The following is a 21,561-nucleotide window of genomic DNA, read 5'->3' as shown; positions in this document are numbered from 1 at the left end:
CGTTGTGAGGCGTGAGTATAAACGCACCCCGTCGGGTTTGCAGAATCGATTGTGCAATGCAGCGAACTATTGCACGCCCTATTGCTCACCGGCGGCTTCGTCGGCCGGCTGGTGCTTGAGCGCCTCGTGGTTGTGCTCGAGGTTCTTGTTCTTGTGCTTGAGCACCTGGCGGTCGAGCTTGTCGGTCATCGCGTCGACGGCCGCGTAGAGATCGCCGTCCTCGGCCTCGGCGAACAAGTCCTTGCCGCGCACATGCAAGGTGACCTCGGCCTTTTGCACGAGTTTCTCGACCGACAGGATCACGTTGATGCTGGTGACGTTGTCGAAGTGACGGATCACGCGGTCGAGCTTGCCCGAGACGTACTCGCGGATGGCGGGAGTGACTTCTACGTGGTGTCCGGTGATGTTGAGATTCATGATCGCTCCTCGCGTCGTGGGTGAGGTCAGATCTGCTTGCGCTGACTGACCGGTGGGATGTTCAGGGATTCCCGGTACTTGGCGATCGTGCGGCGTGCGACGACGATGCCCTGCTCGCCGAGCAAGTCCGTGATGCGGGAATCGGATAGCGGCTTCTTCTTGTCCTCGGCATCGACCAGTTGGCGGATGAGTGCGCGGATGGCGGTCGACGAGGCGGATCCGCCCGTGTCCGTGGATACATGACTGCCGAAGAAGTACTTGAGTTCGAACACGCCGCGCGGCGTGGACATGTACTTCTGCGTCGTCACCCGCGAGATGGTCGATTCGTGCAACTCCAGTTCGTCGGCGATTTCGCGCAGCGTCAGGGGCCGCATCGCCACGTCTCCATATTCGAAGAACTGACGCTGCTGGTCAACGATGGCCTGCGAGACGCGCAGAATCGTGTCGAAGCGCTGCTGCACGTTCTTGATCAGCCAGCGCGCTTCCTGCAGCTGGCCGGTGAGCGCCCCGTTGGAGCCGCGGTTCTGCTGCAGGATGCTGGCGTAGAGCTGGTTGACGCGCAGTTTGGGCATGGCGTCGCCGTTGAGGCTGGCGCGCCAGCCTGCGCGCGTCTTGCGCACGACCACATCGGGCACGATGTAGCCGGTGTCGTCGGCGCCGTACTGCAGGCCGGGGTGCGGGTCGAGTCCGCGGATGAGTGCATGCGCCGCGCGCAGCTCGTCGTCGCTGCGGCCGGTTTCGCGGCGCAGGCGGGCGAAATTGCGCTCGGCGAGCAGTTGCAGGTGGTGTTCGACGATGTCCAGTGCGAGGTCGCGGCATGCATCGGCCGGCTGCGCGCGCAGTTGCAGCGCCAGGCACTCGGCCGGCGTGCGTGCCGCGATGCCGGCCGGCTCCAGGCTCTGGATCTGGCTGAGCGCGATGTGCAGGTCGTCGAGTTCGACCTCGAAGTCTTCCGGAATGACCTCCAGCAGTTCCTCGAGCGACTGGTGCAGGTAGCCGTCGTCGTCGAGCGCCTCGATGATGAAGCGCGCCAGCAGGCGGTCGCGGTCGGACATCGGAGACAGGCTGATCTGCTCGTTGAGATGCTCGCGCAGGCTGATCGACGCGGCCTGCACGTCCTGGTAGTCGCGCTCGTCCTCGTCGTCGTGGCTGCGCGGGCTGCCGCTGCCCCAGTCGCCGCCGGGCTCGGGGAAATCCGCCGAAGTGTCGGAGGCCGACCTTTCGCGCTCGCTTTCGTTCTCGCGCTCGCTGGCGTGATCGGTCGTGCTGGTGGTGGTCTCCTGCGCGCCCGCCTCGCCGCGTGCCGGCGGTGGCGCGTCCTCGCCGTCCTCGCGTTCGAGCAGCGGGTTCTCGGCGAGAAAGCGCTCGATCTCCTGATTGAGCTCGATCGTCGACAGTTGCAGCAGGCGGATCGACTGCTGCAACTGCGGCGTCAGCGTGAGCGACTGCGAGAGCTTGAGCTGGAGGGATTGCTTCATGTCGCCATTGGCCCGGCTACAGCCGGAAGTGTTCGCCCAGATAGACGCGACGCACGCGCTCGTCCTCGATGATCTCGTCGGGCCGGCCGCGCGCGAGTACCTCGCCTTCGCTGATGATGTAGGCGTGGTCGCAGATGCCCAGCGTCTCGCGCACGTTGTGGTCGGTGATCAGCACGCCGATGCCGCGCTCCTTGAGATAGCGGATGATTTTCTGGATGTCGAGCACGGCGATCGGGTCGACGCCGGCGAAGGGTTCATCGAGCAGGATCAGCCGCGGGTTGGTGGCCAGCGCGCGGGCGATCTCGCAGCGGCGGCGCTCGCCGCCGGACAGCGACACGGCCATGCTGTCGGCCAGGTGGGCGATGCCCAGATCCTCGAGCAGCCCTTCGAGGCGCTCCTCCAGCTTGGCGGCGTCCTGACCTTCCTGCAGCTCCAGGACTGCACGCACATTGTCGGCGACTGTCAGGCGGCGGAACACGCTCATCTCCTGCGGCAGGTAGGACAGGCCCATGCGTGCGCGGCGGTGGATCGGCAGGTGCGTGAGTTCGGCGCCGTCGAGGCGGATCGCACCGGCATCGCAGCGCACCAGACCGACGATCATGTAGAAACAGGTGGTCTTGCCGGCGCCGTTCGGCCCGAGCAGGCCCACCACCTCGCCGGGGCCGACCTCGAAGTCCACATCGCGCACGACCGTGCGAGCCTTGTATTTCTTGCGCAGTCCCGATACTTCAAGCAGGCTCATCCGGTCCCTCTTTCAGCAGCTTCGCGATCACGTCGGTCGAAAATCCGCGCCCCTGCAGGAAGCGCGCCTGTCTTGCCCATTCGCGGCGATCGCGTGCGAGCGTGCCGAATTTTGTCGCCCACACTGCGCGGGCGCGTTCGATGTCGGTGCCGGCGTCCGCCGCGCCCAGCACCTCGACGATGGTATCGGCGTCGATGCCGCGACGCGCCAGATCCATGCGCAGTCGCGCCGTACCGAAACGCCCGGCCTTGCTGCGCACCCAGCTCTCGGCGAAGCGCCGGTCCGACTGCAGGCCGAGTTCGGCCATGCGCTCGAGCGTCGCTTCGACTTCGTCAGGGGTGCCCAGGCCGTCGAGCTTGCGGGCCAGCTCCGCACGCGAGTGCTCGCGCAGGGCGAGCAGGCGCAGCGCCTTTTGCCGCAGCCGGTCCGCCGCGTCGGTCATCAGGTCTGAGCTTCGGGCGCCGCTTCGCTCGCGGGCATCTCCTGCAGCCCCACGGCCACGCGCACCTTGTTCTCGATCTCGCGCGCCAGAGCCGGGTTGTTGCTCAGGAACTCGCGGCAGTTGTCCTTGCCCTGACCGATCTTGTCGCCGTTGTAGGCATACCAGGCGCCGGACTTGTCGACGATCTTGTGTTCCACGCCCAGATCGATGATCTCGCCCTCGCGCGAGATGCCGGTGCCGTAGAGGATGTCGAAGCGCGCTTCGCGGAACGGCGGCGCGACCTTGTTCTTGACGACCTTGCAGCGCGTCTCCGAGCCGACCACCTCGTCGCCACGCTTGATCGCGCCGGTACGGCGGATGTCCAGGCGCACGCTCGAATAGAACTTGAGCGCGTTGCCGCCGGTGGTGGTCTCGGGGTTGCCGAACATCACGCCGATCTTCATGCGGATCTGGTTGATGAAGATCACCAGCGTGTTGGTGCGCTTGATGTTGGCGGTGAGCTTGCGCAGGGCCTGACTCATCAGACGCGCCTGCAGGCCGGGCAGCTGATCGCCCATCTCGCCCTCGATCTCGGCCTTCGGGGTGAGCGCCGCGACCGAGTCGATGACCACCATGTCGACGCCGCCCGAGCGCACCAGCATGTCGGCGATTTCCAGCGCCTGCTCGCCGGTGTCGGGCTGCGAGATCAGCAAGTCCTCGATCTTGACGCCGAGCTTCTCGGCGTAGCCCACGTCGAGCGCGTGCTCGGCGTCGATGAAGGCCGCCGTGCCGCCGATTTTCTGCATCTCGGCGATGACTTGCAGGGTCAGCGTCGTCTTGCCGGAGGACTCCGGGCCATAGACTTCGACGACGCGTCCGCGCGGCAGGCCGCCCAGCCCCAGCGCGATGTCCAGCCCGAGCGAGCCGGTCGACACCGACTGGATGTCGCGCTCGGGGCTGTCGTCGCCCATGCGCATGATCGAACCCTTGCCGAACTGACGCTCGATCTGGGTGAGCGCCGCGGCGAGTGCCTTGGCCTTGTTGTCGTCCATGTCGTGTCCTTGCGTTAAGTGTGGGAAATTATGGCACAGAGATTGCATGAGCGCGGCGCCGCGCCCCGCATCTAGCGTGCCCCGATGCGTGCGGCCAGCACGCCCAGCGCGTGGCGCACCGTGGCCAGGCGCACCGCGCGGCGATCCCCGTCGAAGCGTAGCGTCTCGCTCGTCACCGCGCCGTCGCGCCGCGCCCAGGCGAAACACACGGTGCCCACCGGTTTGTCGGCGGTGGCGCCGCCCGGCCCGGCGATGCCGGACACGGCCAATGCGATGTCGGCGCGACTCGCGGTCAGCGCGCCGGTGGCCATCTGCCGCACCACCGCTTCGCTGACCGCGCCATGTCGTTCCAGCGTCGCGCGCGCCACCCCGAGCACTTCTTCCTTGGCCTCGTAGGAGTAGGTCACGAAGCCGCGGTCGAACCAGTCCGAACTGCCGGCCACCGCGGTGACCGCGGTCGAAATCCACCCGCCGGTGCACGACTCGGCCGTGGCGAGCAGCCAGCCGTGCTGCGTCAGCCAGCGCCCGACCTCGGTGGCCAGCGCTTCGAGTTCGTCGTCGACAGCCGTCATGCGAATATCCTCACCAGAATCGCCAGCACCAGCAGGGCGTAGCCGGCTGCCACGATGTCGTCGATCATCACCCCGAAGCCGCCCTTGAAGGCCGCTTCGACATTGCGCACCGGCGGCGGCTTGACGATGTCGAAGAAGCGGAACAACACCACTGCCACCGCCTGCCAGACGAGCGTCGGCGGCGCCAGGGCGAGCACCAGCCAGATCGCCACCATCTCGTCCCATACGATGGCGCCGTGATCCGCAACGCCCAGCGCACGCCCGGCGCGTTCGGAGGCGAGCACGCCACCGGCGAAGAACACCACCAGCATCACGAACAGCATCGGCTCGGACAGCGACCACGCCAGCAGCGGATAGAGCGCCCAGCCCAGCAGCGTGCCGAAGGTGCCGGGTGCCACCGGCGACAGGCCGGCGCCAAAGCCCAGGGCGATGAAGTGCGAGGGGTGGGCGAGGAGGAAGCGGGGGGTCGGATCCATCGGTGGCGGGTCTAGCTGAAGTGATCGTAACCGCCGGCCGTGCCGACGTTGCCGTCGGCATCGACAACGCGCAGGCCGGGGGTGTCGTCGATGCGACCGATGCGTGTGATCGCCAGATCCTGCGTGGTGGCGATGCGCTCGATCGCGGCGCGCTGTGCCGCCGGCGCGGTAAATAGCAGTTCGTAGTCGTCGCCGCCGGAGAGGCAGGCCGCGCGGGCGGCTGCATCGTCCGCGCCGAACGCGATCAGCGCATCCAGCGGCAGAGCCGCGACCTGGATCTCGGCGCCGACGCCGGAGCGCTCCAGGATGTGACCGAGGTCGCCGGCGATGCCGTCGGAGACGTCGAGCATCGCGCTCGCCACGTCGCGCAGTGCCCGCCCGGCGGCAACGCGCGGTTGCGGGCGCTGCAGTGCGGCGACGCATTCGGCCGCGCCCGCGTCGGTCAGGCGCAGACGTCCCTGCAGGTGGGCCAGCCCCAGCGCGGCGCGTCCCGGCGCGCCGGTGACCCACACCTCGTCGCCGGGCGCTGCCCCGCCGCGCGTGATGGCGTGCCCGGCCGGCACCTCGCCGAAGATCGTCACGCACAGGGTACGCGGGCCGCGCGTGGTGTCACCGCCGACCAGATCGATGTCGAAGGCCTGCGCGCACTCGAACAGACCGCGCGCGAAGCCCTCGACCCAGGCCTCGTCGGGTGCCGGCATTGCCAGCGCGAGCAGGCTCCAGCGTGGTGTCGCGCCCATGGCGGCGATGTCGGAGACGTTCACGGCGAGGGTCTTCCAGCCCAGGTCCCGCGGATCGGTGTCCGGCAGGAAGTGCGTGCCCTCGACCAGCATGTCGGTGGACACGACCAGCTGCATGCCCGCCGTCGGCGTGAACAGCGCCGCGTCGTCGCCCACGCCCAGATCGGTGTGGCGGCCGTCGCGGGTGAAGTGCTGCCGGATCAGTTCGAACTCGGACGCCATGATGTTTGCATGATAGGAGGTGTGCGCGGCGGTCGCCACGAACAAGACCGGCCCGCATCGCTGCGGGCCGGAACGGTTGCGGCGCAGTATAGCAAAGCGCACTGGTGCGCCGCAGTCTTGCCCGCGTGCTCTAGAATGCGCCCTTTTGCGGCGCGTCCGTCCGTTCATGCCCGATTCCGCCTGCCCCGTCCCCGCGTCGGTTGTCGATGCCCTCGATCGCATCGGCGGCCGCGACGCGACGCCCGAGCGCAGGCACTGGGAGGCGCTGGCCGCGACCAATCCGGTGTACCGCTTTGGCACGGGCGAGGCCGCGTGGATCGTCAAGCGCCCCAAGGATGCCGACAAGGACTTGCGCGTTGACGCGGTGCTGGCCGCGCTGGCCGTGCCGCACTGCGCGATCGTGCCGCTCGGCGAGGGCTGGATCGCGATGCGCGACGTCGGCGACGCCAGCCTCGAGCGCCTCGATCCGGCGCACTACCGCATCGACCTGTTCGACCAGCTCGGCACGCTGGCGGCGAGCGCGCTGCGGCTGGGCATGCGCGACCGCAAGCTCGCCAATATCCTCGTCGCCCGCGACGGCAGTCTCATGCACATCGACTACGAAGGCGGCTTCCGTGCCGGCCTGCTCACGCGCATGCTGCGCCCGCATCGTTATTACCGCTACCTGCTGACGCGATTGTTCTTCGATGTTGCGCGGCACTTCGGTGAGAGCGACCTGGATGCCGCCTTCGCGCGCTTCAAGAACGGTTTTGGCCCGGAGTGGGCGAGAATGGCGCGTCTGCGCTTGCCGCGCGAACTGGCCTCGCGCCTGCACACGCGCGAACGTCTGCATCTGGCCTGCGAGCGTCGCTCGGCCGGGCGCATCTGCGTGCATTTCGATCGAATCTTCGCGGCGCGCCGGGCCTGAGCGCGGCGTGCCCTGTTACCAGCCTCCAGGAGAACTCAGTGGCACAAATCAAGCTGATGGCCGACCGCTCGGCCCACCGCGTCGTCTTCGAGCGCGTGCGTCGCGACCATCCCGACGGCGGCCGCGGCCTGCGGCTGATGGACGCGCCCTGCGGCGCCGGCGCGATGTCGCGTCAGTTGCAGGAGCACGGCTTCGAGGTGTCGTGCTACGACATCGATCCGGGCAACTTCGAGGGCGGGCAGTACGGCCTGTCGGTCGAGGTCGCCGACCTGAACCGACCGCTGGCCATTCCCGATGCGGGTTTCGACGTGATCGTCTCGATCGCCGGCATCCAGCGCCTGTTCTGCCCGGAGAACGCGATCTTCGAGTTCGCCCGCCTGCTCAAGAGCGGCGGCACGCTGTACCTGAGTTGCCCCAACTTCGCCACGCTCGATCGCCGCCTGAGCTTTCTTTTCGACGGCAGTCTGGGCATGCGCTTCGACCGCCCCGGCTACGAGCAGACCGTCGACAACCCCGAGGCCAACGTGCGCATGCCGATCACGCTCTCGCGCGTCAAGGAGATCGTCGCCGGCGCCGGCCTCGACGTGCAGGCGGTGGAGGCCACCATCGACAGCCGCAAGCCCCTGTGGCTGCTGCCGGTGACGTTGCTGGTGATGGGTGTGGGCGCGCTCAAGTCGCTGATCAACCCGCGCCGTTACGGCCGCTACGCCGACGGCAACGGTTTCACGATGCTCTCGTCGAAGAACTTCCTGCTGGTGTGCCGCAAGCGCTGAGACGCGCGCACCGCGCTCGTCACTGTGGGTAGGGTGCGAGTCCGGACCTGGAAGTTGTGGCGTTGAATCGAGGGGTGAGGGGAGGTGATCGTTTTGGCACGGCACGGGATCGGCCGAGCTTCGGGGGGAAGCCGCGTGCCGCTTGGGCTTTGACGTCATCGGTGGTCGGTGACCGCGAGTGAACATTTTGCGCGGGCGCCGCTCAGGTTTGCGCGGGATTTGGCATCGACCGCGCGCGGGGTGATTAGAAGCGGCGACCGGCCCAGACGACGCGGCCGATGATGTGCACCGCGTTGGCTTCGAGCTCGGAGACCTTGAGCGTCCAGGTGGCGAAGGCTGCGTTGTCGCTGGAGACCTGGAGCACGCCGCCGGGCAGTGCCTGCAGGCGCTTGACCAGGAGCATGTCGTCCATGCGCAGGATGTAGATGCCTTCGCGGTCGGGCTGCTGGGCGCGCCGATCGACCAGGATCACGTCGCCGGCGCGCAGGGTGGGCTCCATGCTGTCGCCGCTTACGCGGATCAGACAGAGATCCGCGGGCTTCGCGCCGAGTTCGAAGCGGATCCAATCTTCCTTGAACATCAGCGCGTCGTCGGGCGTCTCGGTGCCCGCTACGGCGCCATGGCCAGCGGCCGCGTGGATGCCATTGTAGAGCGCCACGGCGACGTAGCCGGCGTCGTCCGTCGAGACCGTCTCCTCACTACTTCCCGCGAGCGGCGCGGCCCGCTCAGCTAGAGGTGTATCTGACAGCAGCATCGGACCCTCGCCGGTCAGCAGCCAGTTGCTATTGACCCCAAGACGGACGAAGCCGGTGATTGCCTCGGCACCTGGCAGGCTTGAGTCGTGCTCATATTTGCGCAGTGTCCCGAGAGGAATACCGGATTTGCTCGACGCTTCTGGTTGCGAAAGCCCCAGCCGCGTGCGTGCCTCCCTGATGCGATTGCCGACCGTCATTTCGCACTTCGCCGCACGAAGCGCGAAACGAAAGTGCGAAACCGCACAAACATTCGCACTTGCCCACACCCCGCGCCGTTTGGCGGATTTGCCCCGCTAGAGTTGTACATCAGAATTCCCTAAAGTGCGAAAGCAAATGCGGGTAGTCAACACGGTTGACAGTGCGCAAATTTGAGCATCTAATGCAACCCATCGACCACGCTAGAGGATGGGTTACAGATGGCAACCGCTCCCGCAAAAAAGGCCAGCCGCGAGGACTGGCATCCGGCCGACATCAAGGCCGCTCTCGAGAAGAAGGGCTGGACGCTGCGCGCGCTTGGCGAACATCACGGCATCCGCGGCAATACGCTGAGCCACACCTTCGACCGCAGCTATCCGATCAACGAGCGGCGCATTGCCGACGCGATCGGCGTGCCCGTACAAGAGATCTGGCCTAGCCGCTATTACCCGGACGGCCGCCCGCGCCAACGCGGCATCCGGCGCACCCGTTTGGCTATCCAGTCTACCCCAGCCCATTGCCAACACAATGGCAAAACGCAACAGGTTGCGTAGACATGCCGCGCCGCGTCGACCCGTTGACGATGGACCTGTTCGAAGTGCCGGTGCCGGTGCGTCCGACACCCGGCGCGCTGGCCATCGGTCCGGCGCTACGCGGGCTGCTCTCCGACCTGCTCAAGCGCAGCCCGATGTCGCGTTTCGAAGTGGCCGCGCGCATGTCGGAGCTGACGGGCGACCACATCAGCAAGCACCAGCTCGATTCCTGGACGGCCGAGAGCCGCGAGGGCTGGCGCTTTCCGCTCGAGTACCTGCCGGCGTTGGAAGCCGCACTGGAAACCCACGAAATCACCGCCTGGATCGCCGACCTGCGAGGGGCGCGGCTGTCCGTGGGGCGCGACGCGCTCGAGGCACAGCTGGGCAAGGTGAGCCGCAAGCGCGACGAGCTGGCGCGGCAGGAGCGGGAACTGAAGAAGCTACTGGGGGAACAGCAATGACCGATCAAGTCATCAACGCCTTGAGACGTGCGCATCTGGCCTTGTCGGCAAGCCACAACCTGACCGTTACCGATCGGCCCGATCTGCCCCGCAAGGACTGGCCCGTGTGGGTTACCGATCACCGCGCAGAGCTTGCCGCGATCGAGGAGGTAATTGCCATCAGCATTGATAGCGGTCTCGGATGTGCTGATCGTAGAACGAGCCCTTCGACGGCGCGTGAAGGAAGCCGGTGAACACATGTTCAGGCACTCCACAGAAGTCGTAGGTCCCGCCCGACGTGAACGTGATTCTCATGCGTCGAGTGTCGGGGTCGTATCCGATGGCGGCAATGGCGCTGGACGAGACAGGAATCATTTCCATGAGGGTTCTCCCGGAGTGAATGGCGGGCAGATTGCGAGCCTGCACGGCCATTCTAGCGGGATGGGCCCTCGCCAAAACCGGGGAGGGCGGCGGATATGAGCACGCGGGTGACGCTGGCGGAAATCGCTCAGGCGCAGAGTAGGTCGAAGCGGGCCGTGGAGATCCGCGCCGATCGAGAAGCCTGGCCGTGCGTTGAAGAGCCGGTGCGCGGCGGCAAGCGCCGCCTCTACGCCCCCGCCGACCTGCCTGCCGACGTACGCCTGGCGCTGCTCACGCACAAGGCGGCGACGCTGGGCGCGAATGACACCGCGAGCGTGCCGGCAGCACCGACGCCCAAGCCACCCGCGTTGCCGGTGGCCGATACCGAGCTGACCGAGCGCCAGCGCCTGCAGCGCGATGCACGCGCCGGTGTGCTGGCGGCGATCGGCCGGCTGCAGGCCGAGGCCGGGTGCTCGCGCGAACAGGCGATCACGACACTGCTGACCAACGCCCGCGCGGGCCGCCTCGAGCCGCACCTGCAGCAGATGCTGCGCACGGCGCGCGATTCACGCGGCCGACCTGGCGACGGCTACCCGAGCCGGCGCGCGCTGTACAAGTGGCTCGCCACTCAGGACCTGGCGCCGCGTGTGCCGCAGCGCGATATGACCATCAAGCCCTGGCACGCACTGGCCGTGAGCCTGCGTCAGCGGCCGCAGGGCAGCACGTTGCGTTGGCTGCACGAGCAACTCGTCGAACAGTGGAACCCGGCCTGGGGTGACACCCCGCCGAGCTACGACGTAGTGGCGCGCTTCTTCCGCGAGAAGTTCAGCGCCATCGACCAGCTCGTCGGGCGTCACAACGGCATGGACCTGCAATCTCACCGGCGCTACAACGTGCGCACCCGCGCCGGGCTGCTGCCCGCGATGGAGTGTCACGCCGACGGCTGGTGCACGCACTTCAGCGCGCCGCACCCGGTGACGGGCGAATACGTCACCTACGAGGTGTGGACGGCCATCGACTTCGCCACCGGCTACCCGGCCGACCCGGCCATCGGCATGACCGAATCCTTCGAGGTCATCGCCAAGTGCCTGGAGAACTACATCCGCACCTTCGGCGTGCCGGCCGTCTTCCAGACCGACAGCACGGGCAGCGTCAAGAACGACCGCTTCGAGTTCGACCCCATCACCAGCCTGCAGGAACGCCTGGGCATCACCATCGTGCACCCGGCGATGCTGGCCACCGGCAAGGGCAACAGTCAAGCCAACGGCCTGGCCGAGAACCTGCACGCCTACTACGACCGTGAGGCGCGGGCGCTGGCCACGTACCAGGGCAAGAGCATGGATTCGCTGGCCTTCAAGCGGGTGCAGAAATTCACCACGCAGATGGTGCGCGCGGCCAAGCGCGGCGACCTGGTCGCGCGCGACAAGGCCAAGCGCGAGGCCGAACGCGCCGGCAAGGGGCTGGTGATCGACAGCTTCGATGAAGGCGTGGCGGTGATGCAGCGCATGGTCGAGAAGCGCCGCGACATGCCCAACCGCAACCTGCCGAAGATCACCGATCCGGCCACCGGCAAGCGCCGCCACATGACCCCGCGCGAGCGTCTGGAGCAATTCCGCGCCGAGGGCTGGGAGCCGGTGGCCATGTCTGACGCGGCCATCGTCGACGCCTTCCGGCCGCACGTGAAAAAGCAGGTCAAGCGCGGCGGCGTGAGCCCCCACAGCGGCCAGCGCTACGACCACCCCGAGCTGGAGCACTGGAACGGCGAGTGGGTGCAGGTGGCCATCGACATCATGGACTGGCGCCGCGTGTGGGTGAAGGACCTGCAGGGCCGCTTGATCTGCGAAGCGCAGTTCCTGGAAGGCCGGCTCCCACGTCCGCAAAGCCTCTACGAAGCCGCGCTGGAAAAGCGCGAGCGGGCCGCCGTGCGTCGGCGCGAGCAGCAGATCGAAAACATCGCAGCGCGCAACCCGTTCCGCACCCTCGACGCCCCGGCCGAGGAAGCCCGGGTCATCGACTTCGCCACCGAATTCTTCAGCGCGCCGGAACCTGCCGAAGCGTTACCGGCCGCGACACCGGCGACCGAGCGCACGGGGGCCGTAACGGCAATCGAGCCCGCCGAGCGCCAGCACAACGACATCACCGACATCGCCATGTACCTGTACGGCGACCAGCTCGAAGACGAGGAAACCGAGGACTTGAAGAGGGCGGCCGCCGAGTGAGCTGCAACTCACGCGACGGCCTTGTTTGAAGCACAGGGCAGAACCTGCAACGAGGAGTGTATCGCATGAAACGTGAATTCGTCCGCACCGAGAACGCCAAGCGCTTTCGCGCCGGCATCGCCATGCTGGAGGCGCGCGGCGCGCTGGAGGCCGGCTGGATGCTGGTCATCGGCCGGCCCGGCGAAGGCAAGACCACCACGCTGCACAACTGGGCGGCCGAGGTGGGCGCGGTGATGCTCACCGCCCAGGAGGGCTGGACGCCCACGCGCATGCTCGTCGAATTGGCCGAGAAGCTCGGCATCGAGTCGGTGCGTGGGTACGAGCGCAAGATCGAGGAGACCATCGCCGGCGAGGAAATCCCCATCGTCTTGGATGAGTCCGCCTTCGCGCTGGGCAACAACGCCGCGTGCCTCGAGCGCCTGCGCGGCATCACCGACAAGAGCTGCACCTTGATGGTGATGGCCGCCATGGAGCAGGATCGGCCCAAGTTCGCCCGGCGCATGCAGATCGCCTCGCGCATCTCCTACGTGTGCGACTTCCACAAGAGCACGCTCGACGACGTCGGCGCCGCCTGCCGGCAGCTGGGTGAGGTGGAGATCTCCCCGGATCTGGTCGAGCGCATCCACCGCGATACCGACGCGCGCATGCGCCTGGTGATGACCGCCATCAACCGCGTCGAGGCGGTGGCGCGGCGCAACGGCAAGAAGGTCGTGGAAGCGGCCGACGTGAAGGGCCTGGCGCTGTGCGAGGACTTCAACCGGGCAGTGGTGCGCGGTGGCGTGCGGAGGGCCGCATGACGTTCAACCGCCTCTCTCAGCCCATGCTGGAGCTGATCGCCAGCCGGCCGGACGGCATCACCACGGCCGAGGTGGTCGAGCAGCTCGGCCGCGGCAGCAACCTGGTCACCACCACCGCCGTGCGCCTCAAGCGCAAGCGCCTGATCGAGGTGCCGAGTACCGGCCTGTATCGAGTCACGCCAGCCGGGCGCGATTGGCTGGCCAACGGCCGCGTCATTGCCAGCGGCCAGGGCCGGCGTCGGCACGAACGCACCTACGGCCTGCGCCAGCGTGCCTGGTGGCTGATGCGCGAGATCCGCAAGTTCACCGTCGCGGATCTGCTCACCACGCTGGCCGACGGCTCCGAACGCGACCCCGCCGACAACCTGCGCCGCTGGCTGGTGCAACTCGAGCGCGTCGGTGTGGTGCAGCGCATGCGCCGGCGCGTACCGGGCACGGCCATGACTTCGAACGGCCACATCCTGTGGTGGCTCAAGCGTGACCTTGGCCGCGCCGCGCCGGTCTGGCGCCAGCGCCATGGCGTGGTCTTCGACCCCAACACCGGAAACATCCTTCGGCCAGAGGCGGCGGAGGTGAGCGATGCATGACGCCACCGACTGGCTCGAGCACCTGCGCCGCGCGATCGCCGCCGACCCGCGCGGCGTCACCGGTGTGGCCGAGCGCCTCGGCTACAGCCGCCCGGCGATCAGCCGCGTGCTCTCGGGTACCTACGGCGACACCCGCAAGATCGCCGCCGCCGTGATGGGTGAGCTGGTGAGCATCGATTGCCCGTACCTCGGCACCGCCATCACGGCCGCGCAGTGCCGCGGCTACGCCTTGCGCAGCTACCCCGCCATCACCGCGCTTGAGGTGCCGCATTGGCGCGCCTGCCGGCGCTGCCCGCACAACAGGAGGAAGCGCTCATGAACACCACCGAATTCTGCGAACGCCGCGTTTTGCCGTTGGTGATGGCCTTCGCCTGCGGCGTGCTGGCGATGAAGTTCTCGGTCGAGCACCGCGAGCATCGCGCCGACGCGCTGGCCGCCGGCGCCATGGACCTAGCCGACCGCGCCGTCGACGTCGTCCACATCTACCGCGAGGCCTGCGGCGAGGTGTGGGAGGCCGGCCGACCGCTGATCGCCACGCTGAACGAGGAGCGCGAGCGATGAACGCGCCCGCGGTGGTTTCGGCCGATCTGCCCGACCGCATCCTCGCCGCCATCGGCCGCGCCAGCAGCCAGCACCCAGTGCGCGCGGACGAGGTACGCGCAAAGCTCGACGTGGGCGCGGCCGAGTTCGAGCCCGCCCTCGAGGCGCTCGCGGCCGAGTGCCGCATCAACACCGCGCAGATCCAGCGCCGTGGCGATGCCGCCCCGTGGCTGGCCATCTGGCCCACCGGCGTGCAACTGCCCAGCGCCGGCTGGACGGGCAAGAGCCACCGCGCGCTGTTCGTGCGCCAAGCGCCCATCGTGCCGGCGCTGCGCGCGGCCAGCGCACCGCGCACGCGCGCGACCGCGCCCACCCCGAAACAGGAGGAACCCGCAATGCACAAGCACAAACGTGGCGAAATGTCCGCGCGAGCGCTCGCCGTGCTTCGCGCCGCCGGCGAGCCGCTCACCGTGGCCGAAGTCGCCGAGCGAATCGACAGCAGCGTGGAGAACACACGCCAGCTCATCTATCGCCTGGTCGACAAGGGCCAGGTCGAGAAAGTCGGCGAGCGCCAGGGCCTCGGCGGCAGCGCGCATTGTTTCCGCGCCACCGAAGCGCTGCCGGAAGAGACGCCAGCACCACCACCGCAAGTCGTCCAACCCGCTGCCGAAACCGCGCCAGACAAGGCACCGGCAACCGAGGCCACTGAACGAGTCACTTCGCGCCTGCAGTTTTCCCTGTGGGACGACGGCCGGCTGTGCATTCACGACGCCGACCAGATCATCCAGATCTTCCCCGACGACACCGCTCGCCTGGCGCGCTTGCTGGGCGTGCCGGCGCACACCGATTACCCCCTCAAAGGAGCCTGAACGATGCCACGCAAACGCATCTCCAGCGAACCCGCGCTGCAAACCTGGGACGAGGTCGACACCTGCCTGCGCAACATCGGCGAGATCGACCGCGAACTGGCCCTGCTCGAAGCCGACCAGCAGGAACGCATCGACGCCATCCGCGCGTCCACCAAGGCCGCGGCCGAACCGCTGCAGAACAAGAAGCTCGGCCTCGAGATGGCCATCAAGGAATTCGCCGAGGCCAACCGCGCCGAGTTCGTCCGCGCCAAGACTCGCGGGCTGACCTTCGGCAGCGTCGGCTTTCGCATCTCGACCAAGGTCGTCATCAAGCGCATCGCCGACACCCTGCAGGCGCTCAAGGATCTGCAGCTCACGCAATGCATCCGCGTGAAGGAGGAGTGCGACAAGGAGGCGATGAAGAACCTGCCGCTTGAGACCCTGCACGCCGTCGGCGCCACCCTCAAGAGCGAAGACGCCTTCGGCTACGAGATCAAGCGCGACGCCATCGCGGAGGTCGCGTAATGGCCACCGCCAGCATCCGGTTCACCGACACCGAGGGGGATGAGATCGGCGTGAGCGTCGACTTCCTCCCCAACGGCGCCCGGCCCGACAGCCCCGCCCACCAGGCCGCGCTCGCCTCCGTCGAGGCGCTGCGCGATTACCTGAAAGCCAACCCCGCACCGCCCGAAGCGGCCCCTGAATAACCCCGACACCCAAGGAAACCGTGGGGCACATAACGGAACCAGCGGGCACGGAGAAAGCAAAGGACCGCCAAGGCTCGCGCCAAAAAGGTCGCCGGGAACCCGCACCCCTCATTCACCAGGAGAACCGCAACATGAACAAAACCGAACTGATCGAACGTGTCGCCGCGCGCACCGCGCTGTCGAAGGCCCGGGTCGCGGAAGTGCTCGACGCCCAGCGCGATGTGCTCGTCGAAGCCCTGCACGAGGAGGGCGAAGCCGTGCTGCCGGGCCTCGGCAAGATCAAGGCCGCGCCGCGCGCCGCGCGCACCGCGCGCAACCCGCGCACCGGCGATCCGGTGCAGATCCCCGAGCGCATCGCCGCCCGCTTCAGCGCCGGCAAGGCGCTGGTCGACGCACTCAACCTCTGACCCCGAGCCGGTTGGCTCGATGGCCTGCCGTTACCGGCGGGCCATCCGGCAAGCCTGGTTACACCGTGACGAGGAGAACCACCATGGCCGCACATGCTCCCGAGTCCGTTCGCATCGCCGCGCGCCGCCGCGCCATCTTCGCCGCCTGCCGCGCCGCCGGCATCGACGACGCCATGCGGCGCGACATCGTGCGCCGTGTCGCCGACCGTACCAGCCTCACCGAGTGCAGCCTGGTCGAACTGGGCGCCGTGCTGAACTACCTCAACCAGACCCAGCAAGGCTACGCCGGACGCCGCCGCGTCACGCCCGCCAAGGATCGCGCCCCGCTGCTCGGCAAGATCGACGCGCTGTTGGCCGAACTGCACCGCGTCACCGGCGAACCCCACACCCTCAAGTACGCCGACGCCATCGCGCGTCGCAATGGCTGGGCCGAGAACATCGACTTCGCCGACGCCACCGCACTGCACAAGATCATCGGCGCGCTCAACCGCACCCTGCAATACAAGATCGCCGGCGACTGAACATGAGCAAGCCCGCACCTCTGCCCGCGCATCTGCCCGAGTCCGTTATCGAACTGGTGGAAGTCGTCGGCATGAGCGCCGCGCTGGCCATCGTCGAGGCGCGCGGGGGCATTCGCTTCTATGTGCCGGTGCGCTTCGACCCCGACCACTGGTTGTCAAAGCTCGTCGGCTGCGAGGCCGCCCAGGCGCTCATCGACTACGCTGCCGGTGACGAGATCGAGGTGCCGCGCTGCGCGGCCGCGCTGGCCGCCGCGCGCGAGCGCCTCATCGCGGCCGAGGCCGAATCCGGCAGATCCCGTGCCGAGCTTGCTCGCGCCTATGGCTATACCGAGCGCGGCATCCGCAAGCTACTGCGCCGTGCCGAAGCCCGCGAGGAAGAGCGGCAGGCCGACCTGTTCTGATGCTCAGATCACTTCGGTAGCAATTGGCGCAAGCACTCGCCGTACTGCTGGTCCTGAAAGTCAGTGATGGCGGAACGCTGCATGTCTGGAAAGTCCGGAGGAATACGCATCTTTTGATATGCATCGATGATGATGCTTTGATAGACGGAGTTATCCGGCACGGTTTCCATCAGCTTCACCATTGGCACTCCTGCCTGACGACTTTCCATCACGGCTTCGGCGATCTCTGCCACACGCTTGCACAGTTCGAGGGCTTCCGCGCGTGTCATCGGTTCTTCGGCGTGTACCGGATTGGCCGCCAACAGCGCGGTGACCAAAGCGGGAAGGAGCAAGACTCTCATGGCATCCCCTCGGGTCGTTCGATCGTTTCGTCATGATACCCGCCACCCCACTTGCGCGAAATTCGCCGCGCACGCTACCGTATAAGGCACGGTTCCAGTAGCCCCCCGGAACCGGTTCCCCCGCCAAACACAGGCACCCCCGCCCGCACACTCGCTCCCATGCTGTTGTCACGGGAGCACGCCATGGGCGTCGTCACCGACTGGGGCAAATACCCCAACTTCTCCGAAGCCGAATTCCGCTGCCGCCACACCGGGCAGTGCGCCATGCAGGCCGAGTTCATGGACCGCTTGCAGGCCATCCGTACCGAGTACGGGCGGCCCCTGCGCATCACCAGCGGTTACCGCCACCCCAGCCACCCGGTGGAGGCGCGCAAGGGCCACGCCACCGGCGAGCACACGCTGGGCATGTGCGCCGACATCGGCGTGCAAGGCGCCGACGCCGTCGATCTGATCCGCATCGCGCTGGCCCACGGCATCACGCGCATCGGCGTGCAGCAGAAGGGGAGCGCCCGCTTCCTGCATCTGGGTATCGGCGGCCCTGGCCTGGCGGCGCCCGCCATCTGGAGCTACTGACATGCGCAAGGTACTCATTGCCGTGCTCGCCTGGGCCGCGTTGGTGGTGGTCGGCTGCACCGCCACGCAAGGCCGTGACGTGGCCCTGGCCGCCGCCCATCTGGTGGCGCTCGAGGGCGAGTTCGACCACGCTCGCGAGATCTACCGCGCCCACATCGATCAAGTGCCCGATGCGCGCCGCGCCTACGTGGAGCGTGCCTGGGCAGTGGTCGAGGTGCTCCATGCCCGCGTGCAGTCGGGCGACATTCCGTCGCTCACCGAGGCGCTGCTTCTCTACGAGATGGCGCGCCCGGCTTGGTTGCAGTTGCGCGAGGAAGCGGTGGCGCTGGTCGATGCCGGCACGCTGGCCGACCCCATCGAGCGCACCCGGTTGCTCGAGATCGACCGCCGCGCCAAACGCCTGGACGAGGTCGTGCAGCGCCTGGGCACCGCGCCGCGCTCCACCGGCACCGAAATTGTCGCACTGGTCGGCGATCTCGCCCCGCTGGTGGCCATGCTCGCCAAGGTGGTGCGATGAAGCAGACGCCCGTCGAACTGCCCGAACACTGCCCAGCCACGGAAGCATTCTCGGAGCTGGATCTGACGCCCCTGCGCCCGGGCTGGTGGCGGGTCAACAAGGAATTCCGTTACCGCGCGGCCTGCTGCTTCCTCATCCCGTTTGTGGACGTGCCCGCCGGCTTCGAGTGCGATCTCGACAGCGTGCCGCGCCTGCCTCTGGCCTACTGGCTGGCCAAGGGCCGCACGATCAAGGGCGCCGTCGCGCATGACTGGCTGTACAAGTCCGGACGTCTGAGCGAAGGCGGTGCAAAGGTCGGCCGGCGCATGGCCGACCGCATCTTCCTCGCCGCGATGCGCGACGAGGGTGTGCACTGGCGCCACCGCTGGCCCATCTGGTTGATGGTGCGCCTGTTCGGCTGGCGTGGGTGGTATCGCTACCGCCGCGCGGAGGGCCGCGCGTGACGGTGGAAGAAAAGATGTTCTGGCTGCAGGTGGTGCACATCGTCGTCACCTTCGGCATCGGGATCTACGTCTGGGCCACCGGCCGGCACCGCGTCACCAACGAACGAATCAGCGACCTCGAGGAAGCTGTGGATCACAGGCTCGACACCCATTCCGAGCGCCTGGTGCGGCTGGAGACCCAGATCAAGGCCGCGCCCACGCACCACGACCTGGGCGCACTCTACGCCAAGCAGAACGAAACCAGCCGGGCCGTCAGCCAGCTGGTGGGCGAGGTCAAGGGCATGGGTGAGACGCTGCGCCTGATCCTCAACCGCATCGCAGAGAAGGGCATGAAATGAGCACCACCGCCGAACGTGAAGCCACCCGCATCCGCCGCCGCGCGATCCTGTCCGTGCTGCTGTTCGCCGACGTGCAGACCATGCCGGTGCGCCGCCTGCGCGACGAGCTCGAGGCCTTGTACGGCCAGGTGGTCACCGTCGACCGTGTGCGCGCGGACGTCCTGTGGCTGGCTGATGTCGGTCTGGTGCGCGCCGGAGCGGACGTCGCCGCCCTCACCGAGGACGGCCGCGACGTGGTGCTCGAGCGCAAGCCGATGCCGGGCGAGGCCTGAACATGGCCCATGACGCCGACACCCGTCGCAAGGTGCGCGCAGGCTTCGTGTTCGACCAGCTGGGGCTCGAAGTAGCCGCCCTCAAGCACGGCGTGCCGGTGGCCACCGCCCGCCGCTGGAAGGCCGAGGCCCGGCGTGCCGGTGACGACTGGGACAAGGCGCGCGGCGCGCAGATGATCGCCGGCGGGGGCATCGAGGACGTGGTGCGCCAGACGCTGGCGGTGGTAGTTCAGCAGGTGCAGGCCACCGTCGAAGCCATCCAGGCCGCGCCCGACATGGACCCCGCCGTGAAGGTGCAGATGCTCGCCAGCCTGGCCGACGCGTACCACAAGCTCATGGCCGTCTCTAAGCGGCTGATGCCTGAGACCGACAAGTTCGCCATCGCGATGGACGTGGTACGCCGCTTGGGCGAGTTCACCGCCAAGCGCAAGCCCGCGCTGGCCGCCGATTTCGTGGAACTGCTGGAGGCGTTCGGCGAAGAGCTGGCGAAGGCGTATGGGTGACTACTCCCGCTTCCCTTTGCGGATAATCAACGCGCGTGCCACGCCCATCAAGGGGAGGCCCAGTAGAGCGAGCGGGACCATTACCGCGCCGGTAGCAAGAGCCAGCCAAACCGCTCCAACGACTGCAGCGAGGGAAAGGCCAGCCCCCAACCACTGGCCTCGCGTATCGATGATTCGTTCGACGCGGGCCGTCTGGATATTCTCTGTTAAGGCTTCACTTTCGCATCTCAACCTGTGCGCCTGCTCATCCTCCGCCATCTTGAGAATGCGCTCGGCGGCGCCCGGAGCAATTGCATCGAATCGCTCAAGACACTCTGGCGGCGGCAAAGGGCCTGACCAAGTCGCCTTGGTCACGGTGGTGGTTGTCCGGTCGGCCGGAGGGTTAGGTTCTGTTCACATATAGCGATATGAAATCACCGCACACACAACGCGCACGAATGCCAGATAGCTGCGGGCGAGTTTGTCGTAACGCGTGGCGATCCGTCGAAAATGCTTGATGCGATTGAAGAAGCGCTCGATCAGGTTGCGTTCGCGGTAGGCGCTGCGGTCGTACTGCCTGGGTTCGATGCGGTTGGAGCGCGGCGGAATGACCGCTTGCGCACCGGACGCTTCGACGCTCGTTACCAACGCGTTGGCATCGTAGCCTTTGTCGGCCACAAGGCTGGCGCAGGGCAACTCGGCAATGAGCTCGTTCGCACACTCGATGTCGGCAACCTGTCCGGCGGTCAGAATCATGCGCAGCGGTTTGCCCAAAGCATCGACCGCGAAATGCAGTTTGGTCGTCAGCCCCCCACGCGAGCGACCCAGCGCCTGCGGCCCTACTTTTTTTGGGCGCCACAGGCGTGCTGGTGGGCACGCACGATGGTCGAGTCGATGAACACCCGCGCCAGATCGCGCTCACCGGCCAACGCAAAGGCGATTCGGTCCCAGACGCCAGCATCGCGCCAACGCGCAAAGCGTACGTACGTCGAGTGCCAGTTACCAAACTCGGGCGGAAGGTCGCGCCAAGGGCTGCCCGTGCGCGCCAACCACAGCACAGCCTCGACGAACAACCGATTGTCCTTGGCCGTACGCCCACGATCGCTTGGCTTGCCGGGCAACAGATCTTCGATCGACGCCCACTGTTCATCCGACAGCACCATCCGAGCCATCCTGATCTCCGCTCAAAGATCAGAATGTGAACATAAAACTTCAAATGTGAACAGAGCCTAGGACTGGGTTGTCGCGCGGAATGTTTCTTCACGCTTCACCGCAGTCTGAAAATCGCCACCTATGCGCAGCCAATCGCTACGCATGGCTTCCATTTCGTTGGCGTGCGGGTAGCCAGTAACACGGCGACCACGATGTTCGGATTCGAACATGAAGGCAGGCGCGCCCATGCCCCGGAGGACGGCGCGAAGAAAGCGAAAGCGCTTATAGATTCGGCGTTTCATGGACTCATAGTAACGCCTTCCACGGCATTAC

Annotated in this window: 36 protein-coding genes; 22 read left to right on the top strand and 14 right to left on the bottom strand. The window is 67.2% G+C overall.

The window, feature by feature from the left end; all coding sequences use genetic code 11:
* Positions 1-78: 78 nt before the first annotated feature.
* The 8 genes from hpf to thiL all read right to left on the bottom strand — a co-directional run bounded on the left by hpf (position 79) and on the right by thiL (position 6,120).
* A complete protein-coding gene (hpf, locus tag C0099_RS13830) occupies positions 79-417 on the bottom strand; it encodes a ribosome hibernation-promoting factor, HPF/YfiA family (protein ID WP_102247962.1) in 339 nt (112 codons plus the stop codon).
* Positions 418-443: 26 nt separating this feature from the next.
* Entirely contained in the window at positions 444-1,895 is a 1,452-nt protein-coding gene (locus tag C0099_RS13825) for an RNA polymerase factor sigma-54 (protein ID WP_102247961.1), read from the bottom strand.
* A 16-nt stretch (positions 1,896-1,911) separates the two neighbouring features.
* The gene (lptB, locus tag C0099_RS13820) at positions 1,912-2,637 is read right to left on the bottom strand and encodes an LPS export ABC transporter ATP-binding protein (protein WP_102247960.1); all 726 of its coding nucleotides are present in this window, start codon (positions 2,635-2,637) and stop codon (positions 1,912-1,914) included.
* Positions 2,624-3,079: a regulatory protein RecX gene (locus tag C0099_RS13815; protein WP_102247959.1), complete on the bottom strand. Its 456-nt coding sequence runs from the start codon at positions 3,077-3,079 to the stop codon at positions 2,624-2,626. The genes lptB and C0099_RS13815 overlap by 14 nt, the downstream gene beginning before the upstream one ends.
* Entirely contained in the window at positions 3,079-4,110 is a 1,032-nt protein-coding gene (recA, locus tag C0099_RS13810) for a recombinase RecA (RefSeq protein WP_102247958.1), read from the bottom strand. Before recA ends, C0099_RS13815 begins: the two co-directional genes overlap by 1 nt.
* Positions 4,111-4,181: 71 nt before the next feature.
* Entirely contained in the window at positions 4,182-4,682 is a 501-nt protein-coding gene (locus C0099_RS13805) for a CinA family protein (RefSeq protein WP_102247957.1), read from the bottom strand.
* Complete coding sequence (locus tag C0099_RS13800; RefSeq protein ID WP_102247956.1) at positions 4,679-5,158, bottom strand: phosphatidylglycerophosphatase A family protein; 480 nt, start codon at positions 5,156-5,158, stop codon at positions 4,679-4,681. Before C0099_RS13800 ends, C0099_RS13805 begins: the two co-directional genes overlap by 4 nt.
* Positions 5,159-5,169: 11 nt before the next feature.
* Positions 5,170-6,120, bottom strand: a complete 951-nt coding sequence (gene thiL / locus C0099_RS13795; protein WP_102248521.1) for a thiamine-phosphate kinase — start codon at positions 6,118-6,120, stop codon at positions 5,170-5,172.
* A 166-nt stretch (positions 6,121-6,286) separates the two neighbouring features.
* On the opposite strand from thiL, the gene C0099_RS13790 reads away from it, so the two are divergent.
* Together C0099_RS13790 and C0099_RS13785 are read left to right on the top strand one after the other, a co-directional pair.
* Entirely contained in the window at positions 6,287-7,027 is a 741-nt protein-coding gene (locus tag C0099_RS13790; RefSeq protein ID WP_102247955.1) for a hypothetical protein, read from the top strand.
* 38 nt (positions 7,028-7,065) lie between these two features.
* On the top strand, positions 7,066-7,800 hold the full coding sequence (locus tag C0099_RS13785; protein WP_102247954.1) for a class I SAM-dependent methyltransferase: 735 nt from the start codon (positions 7,066-7,068) through the stop codon (positions 7,798-7,800).
* A 244-nt stretch (positions 7,801-8,044) separates the two neighbouring features.
* On the opposite strand, the gene C0099_RS13780 is transcribed toward C0099_RS13785, so the two are convergent.
* Positions 8,045-8,752 (bottom strand): XRE family transcriptional regulator, encoded by a 708-nt coding sequence (locus C0099_RS13780; protein ID WP_102247953.1) that lies wholly within the window; start codon positions 8,750-8,752, stop codon positions 8,045-8,047.
* A gap of 219 nt (positions 8,753-8,971) precedes the next feature.
* On the opposite strand from C0099_RS13780, the gene C0099_RS13775 reads away from it, so the two are divergent.
* The 3 genes from C0099_RS13775 to C0099_RS16065 are packed head-to-tail and all read left to right on the top strand — an operon-like array spanning position 8,972 to position 9,977.
* Complete coding sequence (locus C0099_RS13775) at positions 8,972-9,304, top strand: helix-turn-helix domain-containing protein (RefSeq protein ID WP_102247952.1); 333 nt, start codon at positions 8,972-8,974, stop codon at positions 9,302-9,304.
* Between the two features lie 2 nt (positions 9,305-9,306).
* Entirely contained in the window at positions 9,307-9,744 is a 438-nt protein-coding gene (locus C0099_RS13770; RefSeq protein ID WP_102247951.1) for a hypothetical protein, read from the top strand.
* The gene (locus C0099_RS16065) at positions 9,741-9,977 is read left to right on the top strand and encodes a hypothetical protein (RefSeq protein WP_164084833.1); all 237 of its coding nucleotides are present in this window, start codon (positions 9,741-9,743) and stop codon (positions 9,975-9,977) included. The genes C0099_RS13770 and C0099_RS16065 overlap by 4 nt, the downstream gene beginning before the upstream one ends.
* Here the strand turns inward: C0099_RS16065 and C0099_RS16345 are convergent.
* Positions 9,904-10,098 (bottom strand): KTSC domain-containing protein, encoded by a 195-nt coding sequence (locus C0099_RS16345; protein ID WP_408634138.1) that lies wholly within the window; start codon positions 10,096-10,098, stop codon positions 9,904-9,906. The two genes, C0099_RS16065 and C0099_RS16345, sit on opposite strands and share 74 nt — an antisense overlap.
* Before the next feature lie 101 nt (positions 10,099-10,199).
* On the opposite strand from C0099_RS16345, the gene C0099_RS13760 reads away from it, so the two are divergent.
* The 11 genes from C0099_RS13760 (at position 10,200) to C0099_RS13710 (ending at position 17,110) form a co-directional block, all read left to right on the top strand.
* Complete coding sequence (locus C0099_RS13760) at positions 10,200-12,302, top strand: Mu transposase C-terminal domain-containing protein (protein WP_102247949.1); 2,103 nt, start codon at positions 10,200-10,202, stop codon at positions 12,300-12,302.
* Positions 12,303-12,367: 65 nt separating this feature from the next.
* On the top strand, positions 12,368-13,099 hold the full coding sequence (locus C0099_RS13755; protein ID WP_102247948.1) for a chromosome partitioning protein ParA: 732 nt from the start codon (positions 12,368-12,370) through the stop codon (positions 13,097-13,099).
* On the top strand, positions 13,096-13,686 hold the full coding sequence (locus C0099_RS13750) for a hypothetical protein (protein ID WP_102247947.1): 591 nt from the start codon (positions 13,096-13,098) through the stop codon (positions 13,684-13,686). The genes C0099_RS13755 and C0099_RS13750 overlap by 4 nt, the downstream gene beginning before the upstream one ends.
* Complete coding sequence (locus C0099_RS13745) at positions 13,679-14,005, top strand: hypothetical protein (RefSeq protein ID WP_102247946.1); 327 nt, start codon at positions 13,679-13,681, stop codon at positions 14,003-14,005. The genes C0099_RS13750 and C0099_RS13745 overlap by 8 nt, the downstream gene beginning before the upstream one ends.
* Entirely contained in the window at positions 14,002-14,247 is a 246-nt protein-coding gene (locus C0099_RS13740; protein ID WP_102247945.1) for a hypothetical protein, read from the top strand. The genes C0099_RS13745 and C0099_RS13740 overlap by 4 nt, the downstream gene beginning before the upstream one ends.
* Positions 14,244-15,095, top strand: a complete 852-nt coding sequence (locus C0099_RS13735; protein ID WP_102247944.1) for a helix-turn-helix domain-containing protein — start codon at positions 14,244-14,246, stop codon at positions 15,093-15,095. Before C0099_RS13740 ends, C0099_RS13735 begins: the two co-directional genes overlap by 4 nt.
* A gap of 3 nt (positions 15,096-15,098) precedes the next feature.
* Entirely contained in the window at positions 15,099-15,599 is a 501-nt protein-coding gene (locus C0099_RS13730) for a host-nuclease inhibitor Gam family protein (protein ID WP_102247943.1), read from the top strand.
* Positions 15,599-15,781 (top strand): hypothetical protein, encoded by a 183-nt coding sequence (locus C0099_RS13725; RefSeq protein WP_102247942.1) that lies wholly within the window; start codon positions 15,599-15,601, stop codon positions 15,779-15,781. Before C0099_RS13730 ends, C0099_RS13725 begins: the two co-directional genes overlap by 1 nt.
* Positions 15,782-15,801: 20 nt before the next feature.
* Positions 15,802-16,188, top strand: a complete 387-nt coding sequence (locus C0099_RS13720; RefSeq protein WP_228151600.1) for an HU family DNA-binding protein — start codon at positions 15,802-15,804, stop codon at positions 16,186-16,188.
* Between the two features lie 83 nt (positions 16,189-16,271).
* Complete coding sequence (locus C0099_RS13715; RefSeq protein ID WP_102247940.1) at positions 16,272-16,709, top strand: phage protein GemA/Gp16 family protein; 438 nt, start codon at positions 16,272-16,274, stop codon at positions 16,707-16,709.
* 2 nt (positions 16,710-16,711) lie between these two features.
* A complete protein-coding gene (locus C0099_RS13710; RefSeq protein WP_102247939.1) occupies positions 16,712-17,110 on the top strand; it encodes a Mor transcription activator family protein in 399 nt (132 codons plus the stop codon).
* A gap of 8 nt (positions 17,111-17,118) precedes the next feature.
* On the opposite strand, the gene C0099_RS13705 is transcribed toward C0099_RS13710, so the two are convergent.
* Entirely contained in the window at positions 17,119-17,451 is a 333-nt protein-coding gene (locus C0099_RS13705; protein ID WP_102247938.1) for a hypothetical protein, read from the bottom strand.
* Positions 17,452-17,634: 183 nt separating this feature from the next.
* Here C0099_RS13705 and C0099_RS13700 point away from each other — a divergent pair, with 183 nt between their 5' ends.
* Genes C0099_RS13700 through C0099_RS13675 form a run of 6 tightly spaced genes read left to right on the top strand, consistent with a single transcriptional unit; the run spans position 17,635 to position 20,097 of the window.
* Positions 17,635-18,024: a D-Ala-D-Ala carboxypeptidase family metallohydrolase gene (locus C0099_RS13700; RefSeq protein WP_164084944.1), complete on the top strand. Its 390-nt coding sequence runs from the start codon at positions 17,635-17,637 to the stop codon at positions 18,022-18,024.
* 1 nt (position 18,025) lies between these two features.
* Complete coding sequence (locus tag C0099_RS13695; RefSeq protein WP_102247936.1) at positions 18,026-18,541, top strand: hypothetical protein; 516 nt, start codon at positions 18,026-18,028, stop codon at positions 18,539-18,541.
* Positions 18,538-18,984, top strand: a complete 447-nt coding sequence (locus C0099_RS13690) for a DUF1353 domain-containing protein (protein ID WP_102247935.1) — start codon at positions 18,538-18,540, stop codon at positions 18,982-18,984. Before C0099_RS13695 ends, C0099_RS13690 begins: the two co-directional genes overlap by 4 nt.
* A complete protein-coding gene (locus C0099_RS13685) occupies positions 18,981-19,322 on the top strand; it encodes a hypothetical protein (protein WP_102247934.1) in 342 nt (113 codons plus the stop codon). Before C0099_RS13690 ends, C0099_RS13685 begins: the two co-directional genes overlap by 4 nt.
* Positions 19,319-19,594: a hypothetical protein gene (locus C0099_RS13680; protein ID WP_102247933.1), complete on the top strand. Its 276-nt coding sequence runs from the start codon at positions 19,319-19,321 to the stop codon at positions 19,592-19,594. Before C0099_RS13685 ends, C0099_RS13680 begins: the two co-directional genes overlap by 4 nt.
* Before the next feature lie 2 nt (positions 19,595-19,596).
* Positions 19,597-20,097: a DUF1804 family protein gene (locus C0099_RS13675; RefSeq protein WP_102247932.1), complete on the top strand. Its 501-nt coding sequence runs from the start codon at positions 19,597-19,599 to the stop codon at positions 20,095-20,097.
* Here the strand turns inward: C0099_RS13675 and C0099_RS16340 are convergent, their stop codons facing one another.
* The 3 genes from C0099_RS16340 to C0099_RS15910 form a co-directional block, all read right to left on the bottom strand.
* A complete protein-coding gene (locus C0099_RS16340; RefSeq protein WP_102247931.1) occupies positions 20,098-20,451 on the bottom strand; it encodes a DUF2335 domain-containing protein in 354 nt (117 codons plus the stop codon).
* Positions 20,452-20,490: 39 nt separating this feature from the next.
* A protein-coding gene (locus tag C0099_RS13665; protein ID WP_408634102.1) for an IS5 family transposase occupies positions 20,491-21,248 on the bottom strand; the annotation gives its coding sequence in 2 pieces (ribosomal slippage) (positions 20,491-20,924 and positions 20,924-21,248; 759 coding nt in all).
* Between the two features lie 57 nt (positions 21,249-21,305).
* Positions 21,306-21,530, bottom strand: a complete 225-nt coding sequence (locus C0099_RS15910) for a hypothetical protein (protein ID WP_123785276.1) — start codon at positions 21,528-21,530, stop codon at positions 21,306-21,308.
* Positions 21,531-21,561: the final 31 nt, after the last annotated feature.

This window comes from Pseudazoarcus pumilus, from assembly GCF_002872475.1.
Classification (GTDB): domain Bacteria; phylum Pseudomonadota; class Gammaproteobacteria; order Burkholderiales; family Rhodocyclaceae; genus Pseudazoarcus; species Pseudazoarcus pumilus.
Note: the sequence above shows the minus strand (reverse complement) of the source record. Positions and strands in the feature narration are given on the sequence as shown.